We start from the raw sequence: 17,960 nt of genomic DNA, 5'->3' as shown, positions 1-17,960 counted from the left end.
GTGGACGCCGCGTCAGAAGGTGTGCCGGTCGCCCTCGCGGGCCGTTCCGGTGGGCCGGCCGGAGACGGCGGCGGCCCGGGCGGTGGCCGACTCCCGGGTGAGGGCGGGCCCCACATGAGTGACGAGCAGCTCGCGCACACCGGCGTCACGGGCGGCACGGCCGGCGTCCTCGGGCGTCAGATGCACCTGCCCGGGGTGTTCGCCTTCGCGATGTTCTCCGAGGTCCGCCTCGCACAGGAACAGGTCGGCGCGGGCGGCGAGTTCGGTGAGCGCGGGGCAGGGACCGCTGTCCCCGGAGTACGCGAACACACTCCCCTGGCACTCGGCGCGCAGCCCGTACGCCTCGGTGCCGTGGGCGACCGCGCGCGCGGTGAGGCGCAGGTTCCAGTGCCGGACGTCGTGGCCGTCGTACAGGCTCCGGAAGTCGAGGACGTCCTTCAGGAAGCCGACGTCCGCGTGCCCGAGGAAGCCGGCCAGGCGCCGGGCGCAGTCCTGCGGGGCGTACACCGGGACCGGCGCGGGCGGGGTCATCCCGCCGAAGGCGAACGCGTAGGCGGCGGCGAGCAGGTCGGCGCTGTGGTCGGCGTGCAGGTGCGAGACCCAGATCGCGGTCAGCCGCGCGGGATCCGTGTACTGCTGCAACGCGGCGAACGTGCCGGGCCCCGCGTCCACCCACACCTCGGCGCCCCCGCCGGACAGCAGATATCCGGAACACGGCCGGCCCGGACCGGGGTGCGGCGAGGCGGTGCCGAGAACGGTGAGGGTGAGGGGCATGGCAGTGAGCGTACGACGCGGACCGTGACCGGGGCGCGGAAAAGGCACCCCGTGGCGCCATCCGGCCCCCCACCCGCCTTACCGGCACCGTCCGGATCCGTCACGGGGTACGCGGTACGGGCACGCGGCACGCGGCACGCGGCACGCGAGTGTCACGCGCCCGGCGAACCGGGCCCGCACCGCCCGGTCCACCGCGCGCCGTACGCCGGGCCCGCACCGCCCGGTCCACCGGCCGCCGTAGCCACACCGCGCCCGCGCCCGCGCCGCCCGTTCGGCTCCCCCCTACGGCCGCCAGCCCGGCTCCCGCCCGCTCAGCCCCACCGTCCGGTCCAGCAAGGGCGCGTCCGCCGGGACGGGGACGACCGGGCCGAACGGCGCGTTCCCGCGGCCCGGGTCGCCGGCCGCGGCGAGCAGGAAGCCGTGGGCCGCGTCGAGGGCGGCCGGGTCGGGGGTGTAGTCCTGGCCGGTGGCGCGGGCCAGGTCCCACCCGTGGACCACCAGTTCGTCGGCGACGACCGCGCCCGCGACCGCGCCCGGCAGGTCCACCCCGCCGGCGCGGGTGTCGCCGGTCCAGGCGGCCGGCTCGCGCCAGGCGCCGGCCAGCTCGTCGAGCGCCCTGGGCAGTTCCTCGCGCCAGCCGGGGCCGATGTCCGGGACGTGGGCGTCCGGGCTGGTGTCGGTCGTCGGGCCGAGGTCCTTGCGGGCGGCGTCACGGAACGCCACGGACAGCGTCAGCAGGTGGCCCAGCAGGTTCCGCACCGCGAGGCCCGGGCACGGTGTGGCGCCCGCCATCTGCTCGTCGGTCACGGACCCGGCGAGCCGGGCCACGATCCTGCTCTGCGGGCCGAGATCCACCCCGGTCATCTCTCATCACTCCCTCGGTGCCGGTTCCCCCGTACGGAATGCTGACCGGCCGGCGCCCCGGAACTCATCGGCCGCGCGCTGCCGGTATCCGGCACTTTCCCGATCCCGCGGGGGGCGCCTTATCCGCACGATGAGCCGGTATGACGACTTCCTGGACCGTGGTGCGTGTGCTGCGGAACCGTACGGCGGGGCTGTATCTCGCCGGTGTGGTGGTGTCCGCGTTCGGTACCTCCTCGCTGTGGCTGGCCTCGGGTGTGTGGGTGAAGGACCTCACCAGGTCGGACGGCCTGGCCGCCCTGTGCCCGCTGGCCCTGTGGGCACCCACCCTGGCGGGGCCGGCCCTGGGGACGCTCGCCGACCGGACGCGCCGCAGGCCCCTGCTCGTCGGGCTGGACCTGGGGCTGGCGGGCCTGCTCCTCGTACTGCTCGCCGTCGGCTCCGCCGGCCGCGTGTGGCTGCTGTTCGCCGTGCTGTTCCTGTACGGCGCCGCCGAGGCCGTCCACGACGCGGCCGAGTCGGCCCTGGTCGCCGCCGCCGTCGGCCCGGATCTCCTCGGCGACTTCAACGGGCTGCGGATGACCGTCACGGAGGGCATGAAACTGGTCGCCCCGCTGACCGGGGCGGCCCTGTACGCGGCCTGCGGCGGCCCGGCGGTGGCCTGTCTGGACGCGGCCACGTTCGTCGTCGCGGCCGGGCTGTGCGCGCTGCTGCGCGTGCGGGAGGAACCGCCCGTGCGGTCGGGCGACGGTTGGCGGAGGCGGACCGCGGAGGGCGTCCGGCATCTGTGGGGACAGCCGGAGCTGCGCACGCTGGTCCGGGCGGGCGGTACGACGATGCTGCTGACCTCGCTCGGCAGCTCGACCGTGTACGCCGTCGTCGGCCGCCTCGGCCACTCCCCCGCCTACACGGGTGTGCTGTACGCCGGCCAGGGGGCCGGTTCGGTGGTGGCCGGGCTGGTCTCCGGGCCCGCGCTGCGGCGGTTCGGCGAACACCGGCTCGCGGCGGCCGGGATCGCGCTGACGGGGGCGGCGGCGATCGCGCGGGCCGTGCCGTCGGACGCGGTGGTCCTGGTGGCCGGTGCGGCGTCCGGTCTGGGGCTGCCCTGTGTGCTGGTCGCCGTGCTCACCGCCGTGCAGCGCCGCACGCCCGGCCCGCTGCTCGGCCGGGTGACGGCCACCGCCGGCACGCTTGTCCTCGCCCCCAACGTGCTCGGGCTCGCCCTCGGGGCCGGTCTGGTCGAGCTGGCCGGCCCCGGGCTGCTGCTGCCGCTCTACGGCGTGGCGCTGCTGCTGACGGCGATCGCGCCGGCTCAGCGGGCGGCCAGTGCCGCCCGCACCGCCGCCAGGTCGCCGTCCGACGCCAACCCGGCGTGATAGAGCCGTAGTTCCGTCGCGCCCTCGGCACGCGCGCGTGCCGCGTCCGCGGCGAGGGCGCCGGGGTTGCCGCCCATCCCGGCGACGACCGTGAGGTTGGCGGCCAGCACCGTCCGCTCCCCCGCGTGCGCGGCGAACGGCGCCAGCAGGGCCGTACCGCCCGTGCAGGGCACCACCACGCCGTCGGCGACGGAGAGGATGCGGGCGGGGTCGACGCCGGCGTTGGCACCGCAGTGGTAGGACACCGGGTCGGCGTGCAGGAGCACCTGGAAGCCGTCGGGCGCGGCGGCGCGTACGGCGGTGACGGCCTCCTCCTGGAGGGTGCGGGCGGTGGTGTCGCGCCACGCGCGCGTGGCGGCCGCCGTGTCCGCCCCGAGGAGCCTGTCCACCGTCGGCCAGCCCTCGTCGTCCGCCGTGCCCCGCCACAGCGGTTCCAGCGCGGTCCGTACGTCCGCCGCCAGCTCGTCGGCGTCGAGGCCGTGGGCGTCGTAGCCGGCGCGGCAGGACGGGCAGAAGCAGAGCGCCATCAGGTACTGCCCGGCCTCGCCGAGGCCGACGCCGGCCGTCTTGTCGTGGGCGTGCAGGTGGGCCAGCCCGTACCAGCCGAGGGACTCCAGTTCGGTGCCGTGCGCACCGGGGCGTACGGCGGCCTCGGCGGCCAGGTCGAGCAGGTACGCGCGCGTGGCGGGCTGGGCGATGCAGGGCGCCCACGGGTAGCGGTCGCCGTAGGCGTTGACGACCGAGGTGTCGGGGTGCTCGGCGCCGAGGCGGGAGTTGTGGGCGAGGACGACCCAGGTGTGCACCTCCAGGCCGGCCGCGGCGAGGGCGTCGGCGGCCTCGCCGTAGGCGTTGCCGGGGGCCCAGCGGCCGGCGGGGTAGGGCCGCAGACCTCTGCCCGCCCAGCGGTCGCCCGGCGGGTAGAGGACGGCCGCGTACTCGGCGGTGACGATGCGGTGGCGGGGGTGACGGGGGGTCAGGGCGCGGGTGGAGTGGTAGGCGGCGGCGAGGGTCACCTGGCCGATGCCGAGTCCCGCTATGCGCGCGGGGGCCCCGGGGTCCCCGTTGACGTCCCAGGGGTACACGAACGCCGACGCCTTCACGCGTCCTCCTCCAGCAGGGCGTAGCCGCGTTCGATCAGCTGGGCGAGTTGTTCGACGTGGTCCTCGGCCGGCTCGTGCAGCGGGGGCCGGACCTCGCCGACGTCCAGGCCGCGCAGCCGTACCGCGGCCTTGACGAGGGAGACGGCGTAGCCGCGGCCCTGGGCGCGCAGTTCGACGAACGGGCGGTAGAAGCCGTCCAGGAGGCGGTGGACGGTGCGCAGGTCGTCGGTCTCCAGGGCCCGGTGGAAGGCGAGGGCGAGTTCCGGCGCGAAGCAGAACACGGCCGAGGAGTACAGGGTGATGCCGAGGGCGCGGTAGGCGAGCTGGGTCTGTTCGGCGGTGGGCAGGCCGTTGAAGTACAGGAAGTCGCCGGGGGCCTCGGTGCGGACGGCGCTGACGGTGCGCTGCATGAGGTCGAGGTCGCCGAGGCCGTCCTTGAGGCCGATGACGCCGTCGGTGCGGGCCAGTTCGACGACGGTCGACGGGGTGAGGACGGCGTTGTCGCGCTGGTAGACGATCACGGGCAGGGCGGTGGCCGCGGCGATCTCCCGGTAGTGCCGCAGCAGTCCGCTCTGGCCGGCGAGGACGAGGTACGGCGGCAGGGCGAGGAGGCCGTCGGCGCCCGCGTCCGCGGCGAGGCGCGCGTAGCGCACGGCGAGCGCGGTGCCGTAGCCGGCTCCGGCGACGACCGGGACGCGTCCCTCGGCCGCCTCGACGGCCACCCGCACGCAGGCCTCGAACTCCTCCGGCAGCAGCGCGTGGAACTCCCCGGTGCCGCAGCAGGCGAACACGGCGGCGGCACCGGCCGCGACGCCCCGGCGCACGTGGGTGCGGTAGACGTCGAGGTCGAGTGAGCCGCCGGGGCCGTAGGCCGTGACGGGGAAGAAGAGCGGCCCGCTCGGGTCACGGAGCCGGGCGGCGAGAGGGGCTGGCGTCACAGGCGCTCCCTGTCGGTGCATGATTCTGATCGTCGTCCATATCTCTGAACGATCTCACGCTACGGGCCGCCATCAGAGCGGGTCAAGCGCGTGAACGGGCGACACGGCAACGGATTTCGCCCTGTCACGGCCCACTTGACGGGGTACGCCGCCGCTCCCTAGCGTGTCCAAGCATGTGAATGCTGTCCACGCACGCGGCGTGTCACAGCGGCACCGAGGACCCCAAGGAGATCGAAGGATGCCCGCTCCCCGTACCCTCCTGCTCACCGGTGCCGCCGGCGGGCTCGGCACCCTGATGCGGTCCCTGCTGCCGGAGTACGGCTACACGCTGCGCCTGTTCGACGTACGCCCCGTCGAGGACGCGCCGGACGCGATCACCGCGGACCTCACCGACACCGAGGCGCTGCGCGAGGCGGTGCGCGGCGTGGACGCCGTCCTGCATCTCGCGGGCATCTCCCTGGAGGCGCCCTTCGAGAAGATCCTGCGGTCGAACATCGAGGGCACCTACAACCTGTACGAGGCCGCCCGCCAGGAGGGTGTGCGGCGGATCGTGTTCGCCTCCTCCAACCACGCCGTCGGCTTCACCCCGGCCCCGCGCGCGGGCGAGCCGCTGATCCCCGTCGCCACCCCGCGCCGCCCGGACACCTTCTACGGCCTGTCGAAGTGCTTCGGCGAGGACCTGGCCCAGCTCTACTGGGACAAGCACGGCCTGGAGACGGTCTCGGTGCGCATCGGCTCCTGCTTCCCGGAGCCGACCAGCGTCCGCATGCTCTCGGTGTGGATGAGCCCGGCCGACGGCGCCCGCCTGTTCCACGCGGCCCTGACCGCCGAGGACGTCGGCCACACGGTGGTCTACGGCTCCTCCGCCAACACGCGCCTGTGGTGGGACCTGGGCAGCGCGCGGGCGCTGGGCTACGAGCCGCGGGACGACTCCGAGCCGTACGCCGCGAAGCTGATCGCCGAACAGGGCGAGCCCGACCCCGGGAACCCGGCCCACACCCACCTGGGCGGGCACTTCGTGAACGACCCGCCGATCTGGCCGTACTGAGGCCGCGGCGGCTCCCGGGGCCGGGGCGCCGCCGTCGTGGCGGTGGTGCCGTGCCCCGTTCGGCCGGTAAGGGAACGGTAAAGCGGTGTCGTTCGTTCACCCGGCATGACAGCTATGACCCCTGGCTCGAACATCTCCCTCTCGGCCGCGCGCGTGACGGTGGACGTCGCCGCTCCGGTGCGGCTCGACGTGTCGGGCCTGCTGCTCACCGCCGACGGCAAGGTGCGTTCCGACGACGACTTCATCTTCTACAACCAGCCGGCGGGCCCGGGCGTGACCTACCGCTCCGGTGGCGGCTCGGCCCCGGACGCGGTCACGGTCGACACCGCCGCCGTGCCGCCGGACATCGAGAAGATCGTCGTCACGGCGAGCCCGGACGCGGCCGGCCGGACCTTCCAGGGCGTCGAGCCGACGGCGACGATCAGGGACGCGGACGGCGGCGCGGTGCTGGCCACGTTCACCCCGCCGCAGCTCGGCGCCGAGACGGCGCTGGTGGTCGTGGAGGTCTACCGCCGGGGCGGCGCGTGGAAGGCCCGCGCCGTCGGCCAGGGGTACACCGACGGGCTGGCCGGCATCGCGACGGACTTCGGTGTGACGGTGGAGGAGCCCGCCCCGGCCCCGGCCGCGCCCCCGGCCGCCACCGCGGCCCCGGCACCGGCCGCGACCCCGGCCGCAGCCGCGCCCGTGTCCGCGCCGCCCGCCGCCCCCGTACCGGGCGCCGGCAAGATCAACCTGGACAAGGGCCGGGTCAGCCTGGCGAAGCAGCAGACCGTGTCCCTCGTCAAGGACGGCCGGCCGCTGCTCTCCCGGGTGCGGATGGGCCTCGGCTGGGAGCCGGCGTTCCGCGGCAGGGACATCGACCTGGACGCCTCCGTCATCGCCTACGGGCCGCGGCGCGACCACATCGACAGCTGCTACTTCGGCAGGCTGACGATCCTGAACGGCTCGGTCAAGCACTCCGGCGACAACCTCACCGGCGAGGGCGGGGGCGACGACGAGGTCATCGTGGTGGACCTCGGCCGCCTCCCGCAGGAGGTCTCCGGCCTGGTCTTCACGGTGAACTCCTTCTCCGGCCAGAAGTTCACGGAGGTCGCGAAGGCCTACTGCCGCCTCGTCGACGCGGCGACCGACGAGGAACTGGTCCGCTTCGACCTCACCGGCGCCGAACCGCAGACCGGCGTGCTGATGGCCAAGCTGGTCCGGCAGTTCTCCGGCGAGTGGGACATGACGGCGCTGGGCGACTTCGTGAAGGCGCGCACGGTACGGAACATGGTGGGACCGGGGGCGAAGGCGCTGTAGCGCGCCGCGCACGGCGCCGGGATGCGGCGAGGGGCCCGCGTGCGGGAAGAGGCACGCGTGGGGGAAGGGGCCGCGTGCGGCAAGAGGCCCCCGGTGCGGCGAGGGGCCCGCGTGCGGGAAGGGACCCTGGTGCGGCAAGGGGCCGGGGTGCCGCCGTGGCACGCCGGCTCGTTTCCCGGCCGCGGCGCCGTGGGGGCCGGTCGCGGGGTTCCAGTTCCCCGCGCCCCTTCGGGCGCGGGGCTACGGCCGCAGGCCCTCCGTCAAAAGGGTCAGGCAGCGGCGGATCTCCTTGGCGGGTTCGTCCGCCAGCTCCGACGCCGTCGCCATCCCGTGCGCCAGCCGCAGGACCTCGACCGGCTCCAGGTCGGCCCGCACCACGCCGTCCGCCTGCGCCGCCCCCACCAGCCGGCCCGCCGCGCCCTTCACCGCCGTACCGCACGCCACGCCGCACGCCGTCGGCGCCGTCGGCGCGCCGTCCGTGACCGCCGCCCCCAGCAGCGCCTTCATGCCCCGCAAGTGGATCGTGGCGAGGCACAGCTCGGTCAGCCACTCCGCCAGCGCCTCCCCGGGCGGCAGCTCCCCGGCGAGCTCGTCGGCCCGCCTGCCCAGTGCCTCGACCCGGTCGACGTACGCCGCCTCCAGCAGCGCCTGCCGGGTCGGGAAGTGCCGGTAGAGCGTGCCGGAGCCGACGCCCGCCCGCCTGGCGATCCGGTCGAGCGACGCGTTCTCCCCCTGCTCGGCGAAGACCTCCGCCGCCACCGCCAGCAGGCGTTCGTGGTTGCGCCGGGCGTCCGCCCGCATGGGTCTGACCCGGGTCATCCAGCAACTCCCTGCCCGACCGCCGGACCGGCGGCTTCCCCCGGATTCTACCGAGCGCCCGCCGGCCGGGCCGTACCGTCCGCACGGAGACGGACCCGCGGCCCCCCACGAGGAGTGGGAACCACTCCGGCAGGGGGCCGCGGGACGTCGCGGGCGCTCGGTGTACGGCGGCGGGTCAGCCGCGCTTCTGCCGCTTCCAGGGGCCGGTGATGGCGAGCATGATGCCCGGCGTCTGGATGTTGGCGAACAGGGTCCTGCCGTCGGGCGAGAAGGTGACGCCGGTGAACTCGCTGTACTCCGGCTCCTCGGCGGTGCCCATGTTCATCTCGTTGCGGGCGATCGGGTAGGTCCGGCCGCTCTCGGTGGCGCCGAACAGGTGCTGGACGCCCTCGCCGTCCTCGGCGATGACCAGGCCGCCGTACGGCGAGACGGTGATGTTGTCGGGGCCGTCGAAGGCGCCGTCGGCGGACGGGTCAGGGTTCACGCCGAACAGGACCTTCAGGGTCAGCGTGCGGCGCCTGGGGTCGTAGAACCAGACCTGCCCGTCGTGCTGGACCGGGCTCTCCGCGCGGGCGAAGGAGGAGACGACGTAGACGCCGCCGTCACCCCACCACATGCCCTCCAGCTTGCGGGCGCGGGTGATCTGGCCGTCGGTGAACTGCTTGCGGGTGGAGACCGTCCGGGCGTCGCGGTCCGGGACGTCCACCCAGTCGACGCCGTAGACGGTGCCGGTCTTCGTGGCGCGGGAGAGGTCGTCGACGAACTTGCCGCCGGAGTCGAAGCACTTGAAGGCCTGGAGCACGCCCGCGTCGTCGGCGAGGGTGCGCAGCCGGCCGCGGCCGTGGCGGAAGCCCTCCGGCGGGGTCCAGCGGTAGAACAGGCCGTTGGGGCCGGCGGCGTCCTCGGTGAGGTACAGGTGGCCGTGCCGGGGGTCGACGACGACGGCCTCGTGGGCGTAGCGGCCGAGGGCCTTGACGGGCTTCGGGTCGCGGTTGGCCCGGCGGTCCGCCGGGTCGACCTCGAAGACGTAGCCGTGGTCCCTGGTCATGCCGTTCTGGCCGGCCTTGTCCTCGGTCTCCTCGCAGGTCAGCCAGGTGCCCCACGGGGTGTTGCCACCCGCGCAGTTGGTGGAGGTGCCGGCGATGCCGACCCACTCGGCGACATGGCCGCGGCGGACCTCGACGACGGTGCAGCCACCGGCGGCGGCGGGGTCGTAGACCAGGCCCTCGGTGAGCGGCACCGGGTACTCCCAGTTGGCGCGCGGGCCCTTCAGCTCGTGGTTGTTGACCAGGAGGGTGGCGCCGCGGGGCCCGTCGAAGGTGGAGGTGCCGTCGTGGTTGGACGGGGTGAACTCGCCGGACTCCAGCTTCGTCCTGCCGCTGTAGGTGACGATCTCGTACGCGAAGCCCGCGGGCAGGGCGAGGATGCCGTCCGGGTCGGCGATCAGCGGGCCGTAGCCGACGCCGTGGCGGTGGTCGCCGTGCGCGGACCGCGCCTCCGTGCCGTCGGTGTCCGTGGCGGCCAGGGCGTTCGGTGCGGTGGCGAGGGCGCCGACGCTGCCCGCCAGGGCGACCCCGGCACCGGTTATCGCGGATTTTCTGGCGAAGTCCCTGCGGGTGAGCGACATGGTGTCTCCTGTGACGACGGTGGCGGTGCCGTGGAGGGTGGCGGGCCTCGGTCCGGCGCACACGCTCCCGCCCGGCGGTGAACACGGGCTGAACGCCGGGCTACGTCGGCGCTCCCTGTGCAAGAACCCGTACGCACCGCCCCCCGGCCGGTCCGGGCCCCGGTCGGCACCGCCACCGGCCGTCTCTCAACTCCCCTGTTGGGAACGGGCCTTGAACGCGGCCTTGCGCGCCTCCTTCGCCACCTTCTTGTCCGGGTGCAGCCGTCCCATCGCCTCGAGGACGTCCGCGGTGGCGGGGTGCTCCACCCGCCAGGCGGCGGCGAAGAACCCGCTGTGCCGGGAGGCCAGCCCCTCCACCAGGGCCTGGAGTTCCTCGGAGTTGCCCTCGGCCGCCAGCTGCGCGGCCACCGTGTCGACGGTGAGCCAGAACACCATGTCCTGCGACGGTGCCGGCACCTCGGCGGCGCCCCGCTCGCTCAGCCACACCCGGGCGAGCCCGCCCAGTTCGGGGTCGTCCAGCACCTCCCGCAGCGCGGGCTCGGCCTCGCTGCCCACCAGCGACAGCGCCTGCTGGCAGCGGAGCCTGCGCAGCGGCGCCCCGGCGTCCGCACCCCGCGCCGCCGCCAGCAACTCCCGTGCCGCGGCGAGGGGTTCGCGGCGGCCGAGCCACTGCTCGGTCTCGGCCCGGGCGGCGTGCTGCCCGTACCGGGCGGTGCCGTCGAGCAGCGCGTCCGCGCTCCCGTCGGCCAGGTCACCGACGGCGGGCGCCTCGAAACCTGCCTCCAGCAGCCGCGCCCGCAGCCCGTACACGCCGAGCGGGGTGAGCCGGACCATGCCGTAGCGGGAGACGTCGGTGTCGTCCACCGGCGCGGCGGGCTCCTCGTCGGCGTCCACCAGCAGCGCCTCGTCCACCGGCTGGTACTCCACCAGCCCGACCGGTTCCAGCGCCCGGAACTGGTCGTCCAGCCGCATCATCGCGTCGGACACCTGTTCAAGGACGTCGTTGGTGGGTTCGCCCACCCCGCTGGGCAAAATCACCGAGGCGGCGAGGGCGGGCAGCGGCACGAGACCCTCGCCGGGATTGTCCTCACCGACGGTCAGGAGGTACAGGTTGCCGAGGACACCGTCGAGGAACTCCGCCTCGGCCTCCGGGTCCCAGCCGAGTGACGAGAAATCGACCTCGCCTCCCTGGTCCAACGCGTCGACCAGGCCGTCCAGATCGGGCACGCTCGCGTCGGCGAGCGCGGTCTCCAGCGCGGCGAGCCACACGGTGAGCACGTCCTGCGGGGAGCCGGCGGTGAGCAGCTTCAGCTCCTCACCCGCCCGGACCGTGCCGGCCTCCTCGTCCGCGATCTCCACCAGTCCGGTGTCCACGGCGGCACGCCAGGCCTCGCCCGCGTACGCGGCGGCGTCGTCGCCGCTGAGGCCCAGCAGTTCCACGGCCGCCGGCAACTGCTCCTCGGCCAGCGAGCCGGCGGCGTCCACGCGGGTGCCGGGCCCGGCCCAGCGGGCGAGCCGGGCCGCCCGGGAGAGCAACGGCGTGGACAGCGCGGCACGCGCCAGCTCCGCTTCGGGGCGCAGCCGCGCCGGCGGCAGGGGGGAGCTGTCTGACATCGGCTGGTTCTCCTCGGACCGTGAACGGACTCAACCCCTCAGCCTAGACGGATTTCCACCCATGCCACCTGGTTCATCTCCGCGCCGGCCGCCGTACATGGCCGAAACCTTGACAACTTCCCACGCCAGGCAGGAGATTGACGCGCGTAGAAGTTGGGCGGACAACTGTTCACTCGGCTCTGCGCGTGTCACAGAGGGCCACCGGCCCTGCACGCTCCCGTTCCACCCTCGTCCCGGCGCTCACGCACGTCCCCGGAGGGATCCCTTGCCGAGCAGGTCTTCCGCGCGCCTCGCCGCGCTCACCGTCGCCGCCGTCTGTTCCGCCGCGTCGGCCGTCGTCCTCACCTCGCCGGCGCACGCCGACGCGGTGCGCATCCACGACATCCAGGGCACGACCCGGGTGTCCCCGTTCGCCGGGCAGAAGGTGACGGACGTACCCGGCATCGTCACGGCCACGCGCACGTACGGCTCCTCCAAAGGCTTCTGGATGCAGGACGCCACCCCCGACGACAACCCCGCGACCAGCGAGGGTGTGTTCGTCTTCACCAGCTCCGCGCCGAAGGCCGCCGTCGGCGACTCGGTGACGGTGACCGGCACGGTCTCCGAGTACGTCCCGGGCGGCACCTCGTCCGGCAACCAGTCGGTGACGGAGATCACCAAGCCGGTGGTCACCACCGTCTCCTCCGGCAACACCGTCCCGGCGGCGACCGTCGTCGGCGAGAACACCGTGCCGGACGCGTACAGCCCGGCCGGCGACACCGCGGCGAACGGCTCCGTCAACGGCCTCCCCCTCGATCCGTCGGCGTACGCCCTGGACTACTACGAGTCCCTGGAGGGCATGACCGTCCAGGTCCAGGACGCCCGGGTGGTCACCGCGACCGACCCGTACAGCGAGCTGTGGGTCACGGTGAAGCCGCACGAGCACCGCAACCGCCGCGGCGGCACGGTGTACGGCTCCTACGACTCCCAGAACACCGGCCGCCTCCAGATACAGTCGTTGGGCGCCACCGCCGACTTCCCGAAGGCGAACGTCGGCGACACCCTGGGCGGCACCACCACCGGCCCGCTGGACTTCAACCAGTTCGGCGGCTACACCCTGGCGGCGAGCACGCTCGGCACCCTGGAGAGCGGCGGCCTCCAGCGCGAGACGACCCGCCGGCAGTCGGACCGCGAGCTGGCGGTGGCGACGTACAACGTGCAGAACCTCGACCCGTCGGACACCACCTTCGCCGCGCACGCCTCCGCGATCGTGAACAACCTGCGCTCGCCCGACATCGTGTCCCTGGAGGAGATCCAGGACGACAACGGCGCCAAGGACGACGGCACGGTCGGCTCCGGCGAGACCGTGCGCAAGCTGATCGACGCCATCGCCGCGGCGGGCGGCCCCACGTACGACTGGCGCACGATCGACCCGGTCAACGACCAGGACGGCGGCGAGCCCGGCGGCAACATCCGCCAGGTGTTCCTGTTCAACCCCGAGCGGGTGTCCTTCACGGACCGCGCGGGCGGCGACGCGACCACCGCGGCCGGCGTCACCAAGGTGCGCGGCAAGGCGCAGCTGACGATCTCCCCGGGCCGGATCGACCCGGCGAACGCGGCCTGGAAGAACAGCCGCAAGCCGCTCGCCGGCGAGTTCGTCTTCCACGGCCGGACCGTCTTCGTGATCGCCAACCACCTCAACTCCAAGGGGGGCGACCAGGGTCTGGCCGCGCAGTACCAGCCGCCGGTGCGCAGCTCGGAGATCCAGCGGCACGCGCAGGCCACCGCGGTGAACGCGTTCGTCAAGGACATCCTGTCCGCGCAGAAGAACGCCGACGTCATCGCGCTCGGCGACATGAACGACTTCGAGTTCTCCGACACCGCGCAGATCCTGGAGGGCGACGGCGAGCTGTGGTCGGCGATCAACTCGCTGCCGAAGAGCGAGCGGTACACCTACGACTACCAGGGCAACGAGCAGGTCCTGGACCAGATCCTGATCAGCCCGGCGATCCGGCGCGGCTGCGACTTCGAGTACGACAGCGTGCACATCAACTCGGAGTTCAACGACCAGATCAGCGACCACGACCCGCAGGTGCTGCGGTTCCGTCCGTGAGACGGCGGCGGGGCCGGCCGGACACCTCGTCCGGCCGGCCCCGCCGTACCCCGCTCACCGGCCCCGCCATGCCACGCTCACCCGTGGCGGCCGGCCCGGCGCCAGAGCACGGCTGTGGCGACGACGGCGGCGGCTCCCGCCGCGCCCGCGATCAGCGCGGGCCCCGGGTGCCGCCGCGCGGCGCCCACGGCGGACCGCAGCGGGCCCGGCACCCGCGGGTCGTCCTCCATGGTCCGGCCGGCCCGCGCCGCCCGGTCCTGGAGGGAGTGCCCGCTCTCCACGGCCCGCTCCTGCACCACATGCCCGGCCCGCGTCATCCGTTCCTGCGCGCCGTGGCCCGCCCGCACGGCACGGTCCTGCACGCCGTGCCCCGCGTGCGCGGCGCTCTCGCGCAGCTGCACGGTCATGGCGCCGGCCTTGTCCCTCAGGTCGGCGGCCCGCGCCCGGGCCCGGCCCTTCACATCGGCCCTGTCCGCCAACTGGGCGACGGTGTCGCCGAGTCGGCTCCTGTGCTGTTCGATCTGCTGCCGCAGCTCGTCGGGGCCCTTGGCGCCCGAGCCCTGCGGGTTCATGTCCGTCATCGGTGTGCCCTTTCCCTGATCGCGTCGGCCCTCGTACTGCCGGGCGTCCACCCGGGTGCGGGCGGAGCGCCGGAACACGCCCGAGCGCGTCCGGCGGCGCCCGGTACGGCGTACCGCGTGCCGGCCGTGTGTGCGGGGCCGCGGTCACGACCGGCTCCCTGCCAACGGCGCCGGCGTCCCCTCGCGGCGCCCGGAAACGCCCCGCGCCACCTCGACCGGGCCGCCCGCCGGCCATACGTACAGGATCACGGCCACAGCGGCTCCCTGCCAGCGGGCCCGGCATCCCCTCACGGCGCCCGGAAACAACCCGCGCCACCTCCACCGTGCCCGCCGGTCGGGGGCCGGGTGTGCGGAGTCGCGGTCACGGTGGTCAGCCTCCTTACCTGTGCATGGCTTCCGGGCACCCCGGGCCGGAGGTCCTCAGCCGCGGGCGCCACTCCCGGTGCCGCGTTCGCCGAGACGTGCGAGTTGGGACTGCAACCAGTTGAGGCGGCCCTGCAACAACGCGGCCTCGGCGACGAGTTCGGCCACGCCCGGCTCGGCGGCGGACATCGGCCATGCCGGTGTGAAGTCCGTACCGGCACCGCCCGCCGCCACCCGCAAGCCCTGGCCGGCCAACCGGGCGAACTCCGCGAGGGCGACGGCCCGGACCCCGCAGACGCACGGGCCGGCCGTGGCCGTACGGACCCGCTGCCGGGCGTAGCGGAAGCCGCGCTCGAAGCGGATGTAGGCATGAGGGGCCGAGTGCGACACAGGACGGACGGCGGACCCAGCTATCTCTCAGTGTTCCTTATCAATATCTCGTAGATAAATTAAGTAGAGCTTCACGGATAAGGTGCCGAGACTGGTCCCATGACCACGACCTCCTCCCGCGAGCCCGAGCCCGGCCCGCCCTTCGGCCGCTTCCTGTGCGCGATGATCACGCCGTTCACCGAGGAGGGCGCGCTCGATCTGGCGGGCGCCCAGCGGCTGGCCGTGCGCCTGGTGGCGGAGGGCTGCGACGGCCTGGTCCTCAACGGCACCACCGGCGAGTCCCCCACCACCACGGACGACGAGAAGGCGCGGCTCGTCGCGGCCGTGCGGGCGGCCGTCGGCGACCGGGCGGCGCTGGTCGCGGGCGTGGGCACCGCCGACACCCGGCACACGGTGGAGCTGGCTCGAGCGGCCGGCGAGGCGGGCGCCGACGGGGTGCTGGTGGTGACGCCGTACTACAGCCGGCCCCCACAGGAGGCCGTGGCCGCCCACTTCCTCCAGGTCGCGGACGGGAGCGGACTGCCCGTGATGCTCTACGACATCCCGGGCCGCACCGGCACCCGGATCGAGCCGGACACCGTGATCCGCCTCGCGGGACACCCGCGGATCGTGGCCGTCAAGGACTGCTCCTACGACTTCCTCGGCACCCAGAAGGTGCTGGCGCGGACCGGGCTGGCGTACTACGCGGGCTGCGACGAGCACGTGCTGGCGCTGTACGCGGTCGGCGCGGCGGGCTGTGTCAGCACGGTCGCGAACGCCGTACCGGCGCACATGGCCGCGATCCTGGACGCGTTCGACGCGGGCGAGACCGCCCGCGCGACCTGGCTCCAGCTGGCCGCCGTGCCGTTGACCGAGGCGATGACGGGCGCGGGGCTGCCCGGCACGGTCACCGCGAAGGCCCTGCTGGGCCGCCTCGGGCTGCCTGCGGGCCCGGTGCGCGCACCACTGCTGCCCGCCGGCCGGGAGGTGGCCGATGAGCTGCTGGCGCGGTACGGGACGCTCGTGGGGGCGTGATCGGCGCGTCCGGCGTCTCGGCGTCCGCCGTCACCGTCCGTTCCACCGGGGCGCACCTGTCGTCCGGGCCACCGGAGACGACGGAGCGCCCCCCTGCCGGGATGCCGGCGGGAGGGCGCTCTGGCCCTGGGTGCGTCAGTTGTGGCTGTGCAGGATGTCGTTCAGGCCGCCCCAGACCGCGTTGTTCGGGCGGGCCTCGACGGTGCCGGTGACCGAGTTGCGGCGGAAGAGGATGTTCGAGGCGCCGTTCAGCTCGCGGGCCTTGACGATCTGGCCGTCGGGCATGGTGACGCGGGTGCCCGCGGTGATGTACAGGCCCGCCTCGACCACGCACTCGTCGCCGAGCGCGATGCCGACGCCCGCCTCGGCGCCGATCAGGCAGCGCTCGCCGATGGAGATGATCACGTTGCCGCCGCCGGACAGGGTGCCCATGGTGGAGGCGCCGCCGCCGATGTCCGAGCCGTCGCCGATCACGACGCCCGCGGAGATGCGGCCCTCGACCATCGACGTGCCGAGGGTGCCGGCGTTGAAGTTGACGAAGCCCTCGTGCATGACGGTGGTGCCGGCCGCGAGGTGCGCGCCCAGGCGGACCCGGTCGGCGTCGGCGATGCGCACGCCCTTGGGCACGACGTAGTCCGTCATGCGCGGGAACTTGTCGATCGAGGTCACCTGGAGGTGCAGACCCTCGGCGCGGGCGTTCAGGCGCACCTTCTCGACGTCGTCCACGGCGACCGGGCCGAGCGAGGTCCAGGCGACGTTGGCGAGGTGGCCGAAGACGCCGTCCAGGCTCTGGCCGTGCGGCCGGACCAGGCGGTGCGAGAGCAGGTGCAGGCGGAGGTAGACGTCGTGCGCGTCGACCGGCTTGTCGTCCAGCGAGGCGATGACCGTGCGGACCGCGACCACCTCGACGCCCCGGCGGGCGTCCGGGCCGGTCGCCGCGGTCGCTCCGCCGCCCAGCAGCTGCGCGGCCTGCTCGGCGGTGAGCCGCTCGGTGCCGGCGGGGCCGGGCTCCTCGACCAGCTCGGGGGCCGGGAACCAGGTGTCGAGCACGGTGCCGTCGGAGGCGATCGTGGCGAGGCCGGCGGCGACGGCGCCGGTGGTACGGGAAGCAGAGTCGGTCATGGGGGAAAACCTAACGCGGGCGGGCCACCGAGAGCGAACCGCGTCTCACGTGCCGGTTGTCCGGGCATGCGGAAGGGGCCACGGCGCGCCGCCGTGGCCCCTCCGAGACGCTCCGCCGCGAACGCGGTCGGGTCAGACGTTGAAGCCGAGTGCCCTCAGCTGGTCGCGGCCGTCGTCCGTGATCTTGTCCGGGCCCCACGGCGGCATCCACACCCAGTTGATGCGCAGCTCGTTGACCAGGCCGTCGGTCGCGGACTTCGCCTGGTCCTCGATGACGTCCGTGAGCGGGCAGGCCGCCGAGGTCAGGGTCATGTCGATCGTCGCGATGTTCGCGTCGTCGACGTGGATGCCGTAGATCAGGCCCAGGTTGACGACGTCGATGCCCAGCTCGGGGTCGACCACGTCCATCAGGGCCTCACGGAGTTCTTCCTCCGAGGCCGGCTTCATCTCGACGGTGTCGCTCATGCGGTCTTCCTTTCGGCGTCGGCGCCGTTCAGCGCCTGGGCCGTCGCGTCCTTCCACGCCATCCAGCTCAGGAGGGCGCACTTGACCCGCGCGGGGTACTTGGAGACACCGGCGAACGCGACGGCGTCCTCCAGGACCTCCTCCATCGCGTCGTCGGGCTCGACCCGGCCCTTGGACTGCATCAGCTCCAGGAAGGTCTCCTGGATCTTCTGCGCCTCGGCGAGTTCCTTGCCGACCAGCAGCTCGTTGAGGACCGACGCGCTGGCCTGGCTGATGGAGCAGCCCTGGCCCTCGTAGGAGACGTCCGTGATCTTCGAGCCCTCGTACTTCACGCGGAGGGTGATCTCGTCGCCGCACGTCGGGTTCACATGGTGCACCTCGGCGTCGCCATCCCTGAGACCACGCCCGTGCGGGTTCTTGTAGTGGTCCAGGATGACTTCCTGGTACATCGAGTCCAGCTTCACCTTTTCAGCACGC

General features: G+C 73.9%; 16 protein-coding genes and 1 pseudogene. 5 read left to right on the top strand and 12 right to left on the bottom strand.

Translation table 11 applies throughout. The features are described from left to right. Positions 1 to 12: 12 nt before the first annotated feature. Positions 13 to 774, bottom strand: coding sequence for an MBL fold metallo-hydrolase (locus ABZ117_RS21780; protein WP_356823116.1), 762 nt, complete (start codon positions 772 to 774; stop codon positions 13 to 15). A 282-nt stretch (positions 775 to 1,056) separates the two neighbouring features. Further along, on the bottom strand, positions 1,057 to 1,638 hold the full coding sequence (locus ABZ117_RS21775; RefSeq protein ID WP_356823114.1) for a TIGR03086 family metal-binding protein: 582 nt from the start codon (positions 1,636 to 1,638) through the stop codon (positions 1,057 to 1,059). A gap of 140 nt (positions 1,639 to 1,778) precedes the next feature. Between ABZ117_RS21775 and ABZ117_RS21770 the strand changes: the two genes are divergently transcribed. Continuing rightward, positions 1,779 to 3,011, top strand: coding sequence for an MFS transporter (locus ABZ117_RS21770; RefSeq protein WP_356823112.1), 1,233 nt, complete (start codon positions 1,779 to 1,781; stop codon positions 3,009 to 3,011). On the opposite strand, the gene ABZ117_RS21765 is transcribed toward ABZ117_RS21770, so the two are convergent. Together ABZ117_RS21765 and ABZ117_RS21760 are read right to left on the bottom strand one after the other, a co-directional pair. Then, positions 2,948 to 4,111: a hypothetical protein gene (locus ABZ117_RS21765; RefSeq protein ID WP_356823110.1), complete on the bottom strand. Its 1,164-nt coding sequence runs from the start codon at positions 4,109 to 4,111 to the stop codon at positions 2,948 to 2,950. The two genes, ABZ117_RS21770 and ABZ117_RS21765, sit on opposite strands and share 64 nt — an antisense overlap. Next, positions 4,108 to 5,049: a 5-dehydro-4-deoxyglucarate dehydratase gene (locus ABZ117_RS21760; RefSeq protein ID WP_356823109.1), complete on the bottom strand. Its 942-nt coding sequence runs from the start codon at positions 5,047 to 5,049 to the stop codon at positions 4,108 to 4,110. Before ABZ117_RS21760 ends, ABZ117_RS21765 begins: the two co-directional genes overlap by 4 nt. Positions 5,050 to 5,287: 238 nt before the next feature. On the opposite strand from ABZ117_RS21760, the gene ABZ117_RS21755 reads away from it, so the two are divergent. Together ABZ117_RS21755 and ABZ117_RS21750 are read left to right on the top strand one after the other, a co-directional pair. After that, positions 5,288 to 6,097 (top strand): NAD(P)-dependent oxidoreductase, encoded by an 810-nt coding sequence (locus ABZ117_RS21755; protein ID WP_356823107.1) that lies wholly within the window; start codon positions 5,288 to 5,290, stop codon positions 6,095 to 6,097. 114 nt (positions 6,098 to 6,211) lie between these two features. Continuing rightward, positions 6,212 to 7,396 carry a TerD family protein gene (locus tag ABZ117_RS21750; protein ID WP_356823105.1) on the top strand — a complete coding sequence of 395 codons (1,185 nt, stop codon included), beginning with the start codon at positions 6,212 to 6,214 and terminating at the stop codon, positions 7,394 to 7,396. 240 nt (positions 7,397 to 7,636) lie between these two features. Here ABZ117_RS21750 and ABZ117_RS21745 read toward each other — a convergent pair whose 3' ends face one another. The 3 genes from ABZ117_RS21745 to ABZ117_RS21735 form a co-directional block, all read right to left on the bottom strand. Continuing rightward, the gene (locus tag ABZ117_RS21745; protein WP_356823103.1) at positions 7,637 to 8,215 is read right to left on the bottom strand and encodes a helix-turn-helix domain-containing protein; all 579 of its coding nucleotides are present in this window, start codon (positions 8,213 to 8,215) and stop codon (positions 7,637 to 7,639) included. A 175-nt stretch (positions 8,216 to 8,390) separates the two neighbouring features. Further along, positions 8,391 to 9,842 (bottom strand): alkaline phosphatase PhoX, encoded by a 1,452-nt coding sequence (locus ABZ117_RS21740; RefSeq protein WP_356823101.1) that lies wholly within the window; start codon positions 9,840 to 9,842, stop codon positions 8,391 to 8,393. Between the two features lie 186 nt (positions 9,843 to 10,028). Next, entirely contained in the window at positions 10,029 to 11,456 is a 1,428-nt protein-coding gene (locus ABZ117_RS21735; protein ID WP_356823099.1) for a hypothetical protein, read from the bottom strand. A 265-nt stretch (positions 11,457 to 11,721) separates the two neighbouring features. Here ABZ117_RS21735 and ABZ117_RS21730 point away from each other — a divergent pair, with 265 nt between their 5' ends. Next, positions 11,722 to 13,548 (top strand): endonuclease/exonuclease/phosphatase family protein, encoded by a 1,827-nt coding sequence (locus tag ABZ117_RS21730; protein ID WP_356823097.1) that lies wholly within the window; start codon positions 11,722 to 11,724, stop codon positions 13,546 to 13,548. A 77-nt stretch (positions 13,549 to 13,625) separates the two neighbouring features. On the opposite strand, the gene ABZ117_RS21725 is transcribed toward ABZ117_RS21730, so the two are convergent. Both ABZ117_RS21725 and ABZ117_RS21720 read right to left on the bottom strand, forming a co-directional pair. After that, the gene (locus ABZ117_RS21725; RefSeq protein ID WP_356823095.1) at positions 13,626 to 14,129 is read right to left on the bottom strand and encodes a DUF3618 domain-containing protein; all 504 of its coding nucleotides are present in this window, start codon (positions 14,127 to 14,129) and stop codon (positions 13,626 to 13,628) included. A 420-nt stretch (positions 14,130 to 14,549) separates the two neighbouring features. Beyond that, positions 14,550 to 14,861 (bottom strand): annotated as a pseudogene (locus ABZ117_RS21720) (hypothetical protein); the annotation flags it as partial. Between the two features lie 120 nt (positions 14,862 to 14,981). Between ABZ117_RS21720 and dapA the strand changes: the two are divergent. Beyond that, on the top strand, positions 14,982 to 15,896 hold the full coding sequence (gene dapA / locus ABZ117_RS21715) for a 4-hydroxy-tetrahydrodipicolinate synthase (RefSeq protein ID WP_356823094.1): 915 nt from the start codon (positions 14,982 to 14,984) through the stop codon (positions 15,894 to 15,896). 135 nt (positions 15,897 to 16,031) lie between these two features. On the opposite strand, the gene dapD is transcribed toward dapA, so the two are convergent. From dapD to sufU, 3 genes are all read right to left on the bottom strand, one after another. After that, the gene (gene dapD / locus ABZ117_RS21710; protein WP_356823093.1) at positions 16,032 to 17,018 is read right to left on the bottom strand and encodes a 2,3,4,5-tetrahydropyridine-2,6-dicarboxylate N-succinyltransferase; all 987 of its coding nucleotides are present in this window, start codon (positions 17,016 to 17,018) and stop codon (positions 16,032 to 16,034) included. A 132-nt stretch (positions 17,019 to 17,150) separates the two neighbouring features. After that, a complete protein-coding gene (locus ABZ117_RS21705) occupies positions 17,151 to 17,483 on the bottom strand; it encodes a metal-sulfur cluster assembly factor (protein ID WP_121789386.1) in 333 nt (110 codons plus the stop codon). Next, positions 17,480 to 17,947 carry a Fe-S cluster assembly sulfur transfer protein SufU gene (sufU, locus tag ABZ117_RS21700; protein ID WP_356823091.1) on the bottom strand — a complete coding sequence of 156 codons (468 nt, stop codon included), beginning with the start codon at positions 17,945 to 17,947 and terminating at the stop codon, positions 17,480 to 17,482. The genes ABZ117_RS21705 and sufU overlap by 4 nt, the downstream gene beginning before the upstream one ends. Positions 17,948 to 17,960 lie beyond the last annotated feature (13 nt).

The organism is Streptomyces sp. NPDC006309, from assembly GCF_040613095.1.
GTDB lineage: Bacteria > Actinomycetota > Actinomycetes > Streptomycetales > Streptomycetaceae > Streptomyces.
The sequence above is the reverse complement of the archived record's forward strand: the minus strand, read 5'-3'. Positions and strand labels throughout refer to the sequence as shown.

Bases quoted from the DNA above. Each gene is read 5' to 3' on its own strand.
- ABZ117_RS21745 (WP_356823103.1), bottom strand. From the start codon at position 8,215: ATGACCCGGGTCAGACCCATGCGGGCGGACGCCCGGCGCAACCACGAA.
- ABZ117_RS21780 (WP_356823116.1), bottom strand. From the start codon at position 774: ATGCCCCTCACCCTCACCGTTCTCGGCACCGCCTCGCCGCACCCCGGT.
- ABZ117_RS21740 (WP_356823101.1), bottom strand. From the start codon at position 9,842: ATGTCGCTCACCCGCAGGGACTTCGCCAGAAAATCCGCGATAACCGGT.
- ABZ117_RS21755 (WP_356823107.1), top strand. From the start codon at position 5,288: ATGCCCGCTCCCCGTACCCTCCTGCTCACCGGTGCCGCCGGCGGGCTC.
- dapD (WP_356823093.1), bottom strand. From the start codon at position 17,018: ATGACCGACTCTGCTTCCCGTACCACCGGCGCCGTCGCCGCCGGCCTC.
- ABZ117_RS21725 (WP_356823095.1), bottom strand. From the start codon at position 14,129: ATGACGGACATGAACCCGCAGGGCTCGGGCGCCAAGGGCCCCGACGAG.
- ABZ117_RS21770 (WP_356823112.1), top strand. From the start codon at position 1,779: ATGACGACTTCCTGGACCGTGGTGCGTGTGCTGCGGAACCGTACGGCG.
- ABZ117_RS21735 (WP_356823099.1), bottom strand. From the start codon at position 11,456: ATGTCAGACAGCTCCCCCCTGCCGCCGGCGCGGCTGCGCCCCGAAGCG.
- dapA (WP_356823094.1), top strand. From the start codon at position 14,982: ATGACCACGACCTCCTCCCGCGAGCCCGAGCCCGGCCCGCCCTTCGGC.
- ABZ117_RS21775 (WP_356823114.1), bottom strand. From the start codon at position 1,638: ATGACCGGGGTGGATCTCGGCCCGCAGAGCAGGATCGTGGCCCGGCTC.
- ABZ117_RS21705 (WP_121789386.1), bottom strand. From the start codon at position 17,483: ATGAGCGACACCGTCGAGATGAAGCCGGCCTCGGAGGAAGAACTCCGT.
- ABZ117_RS21750 (WP_356823105.1), top strand. From the start codon at position 6,212: ATGACCCCTGGCTCGAACATCTCCCTCTCGGCCGCGCGCGTGACGGTG.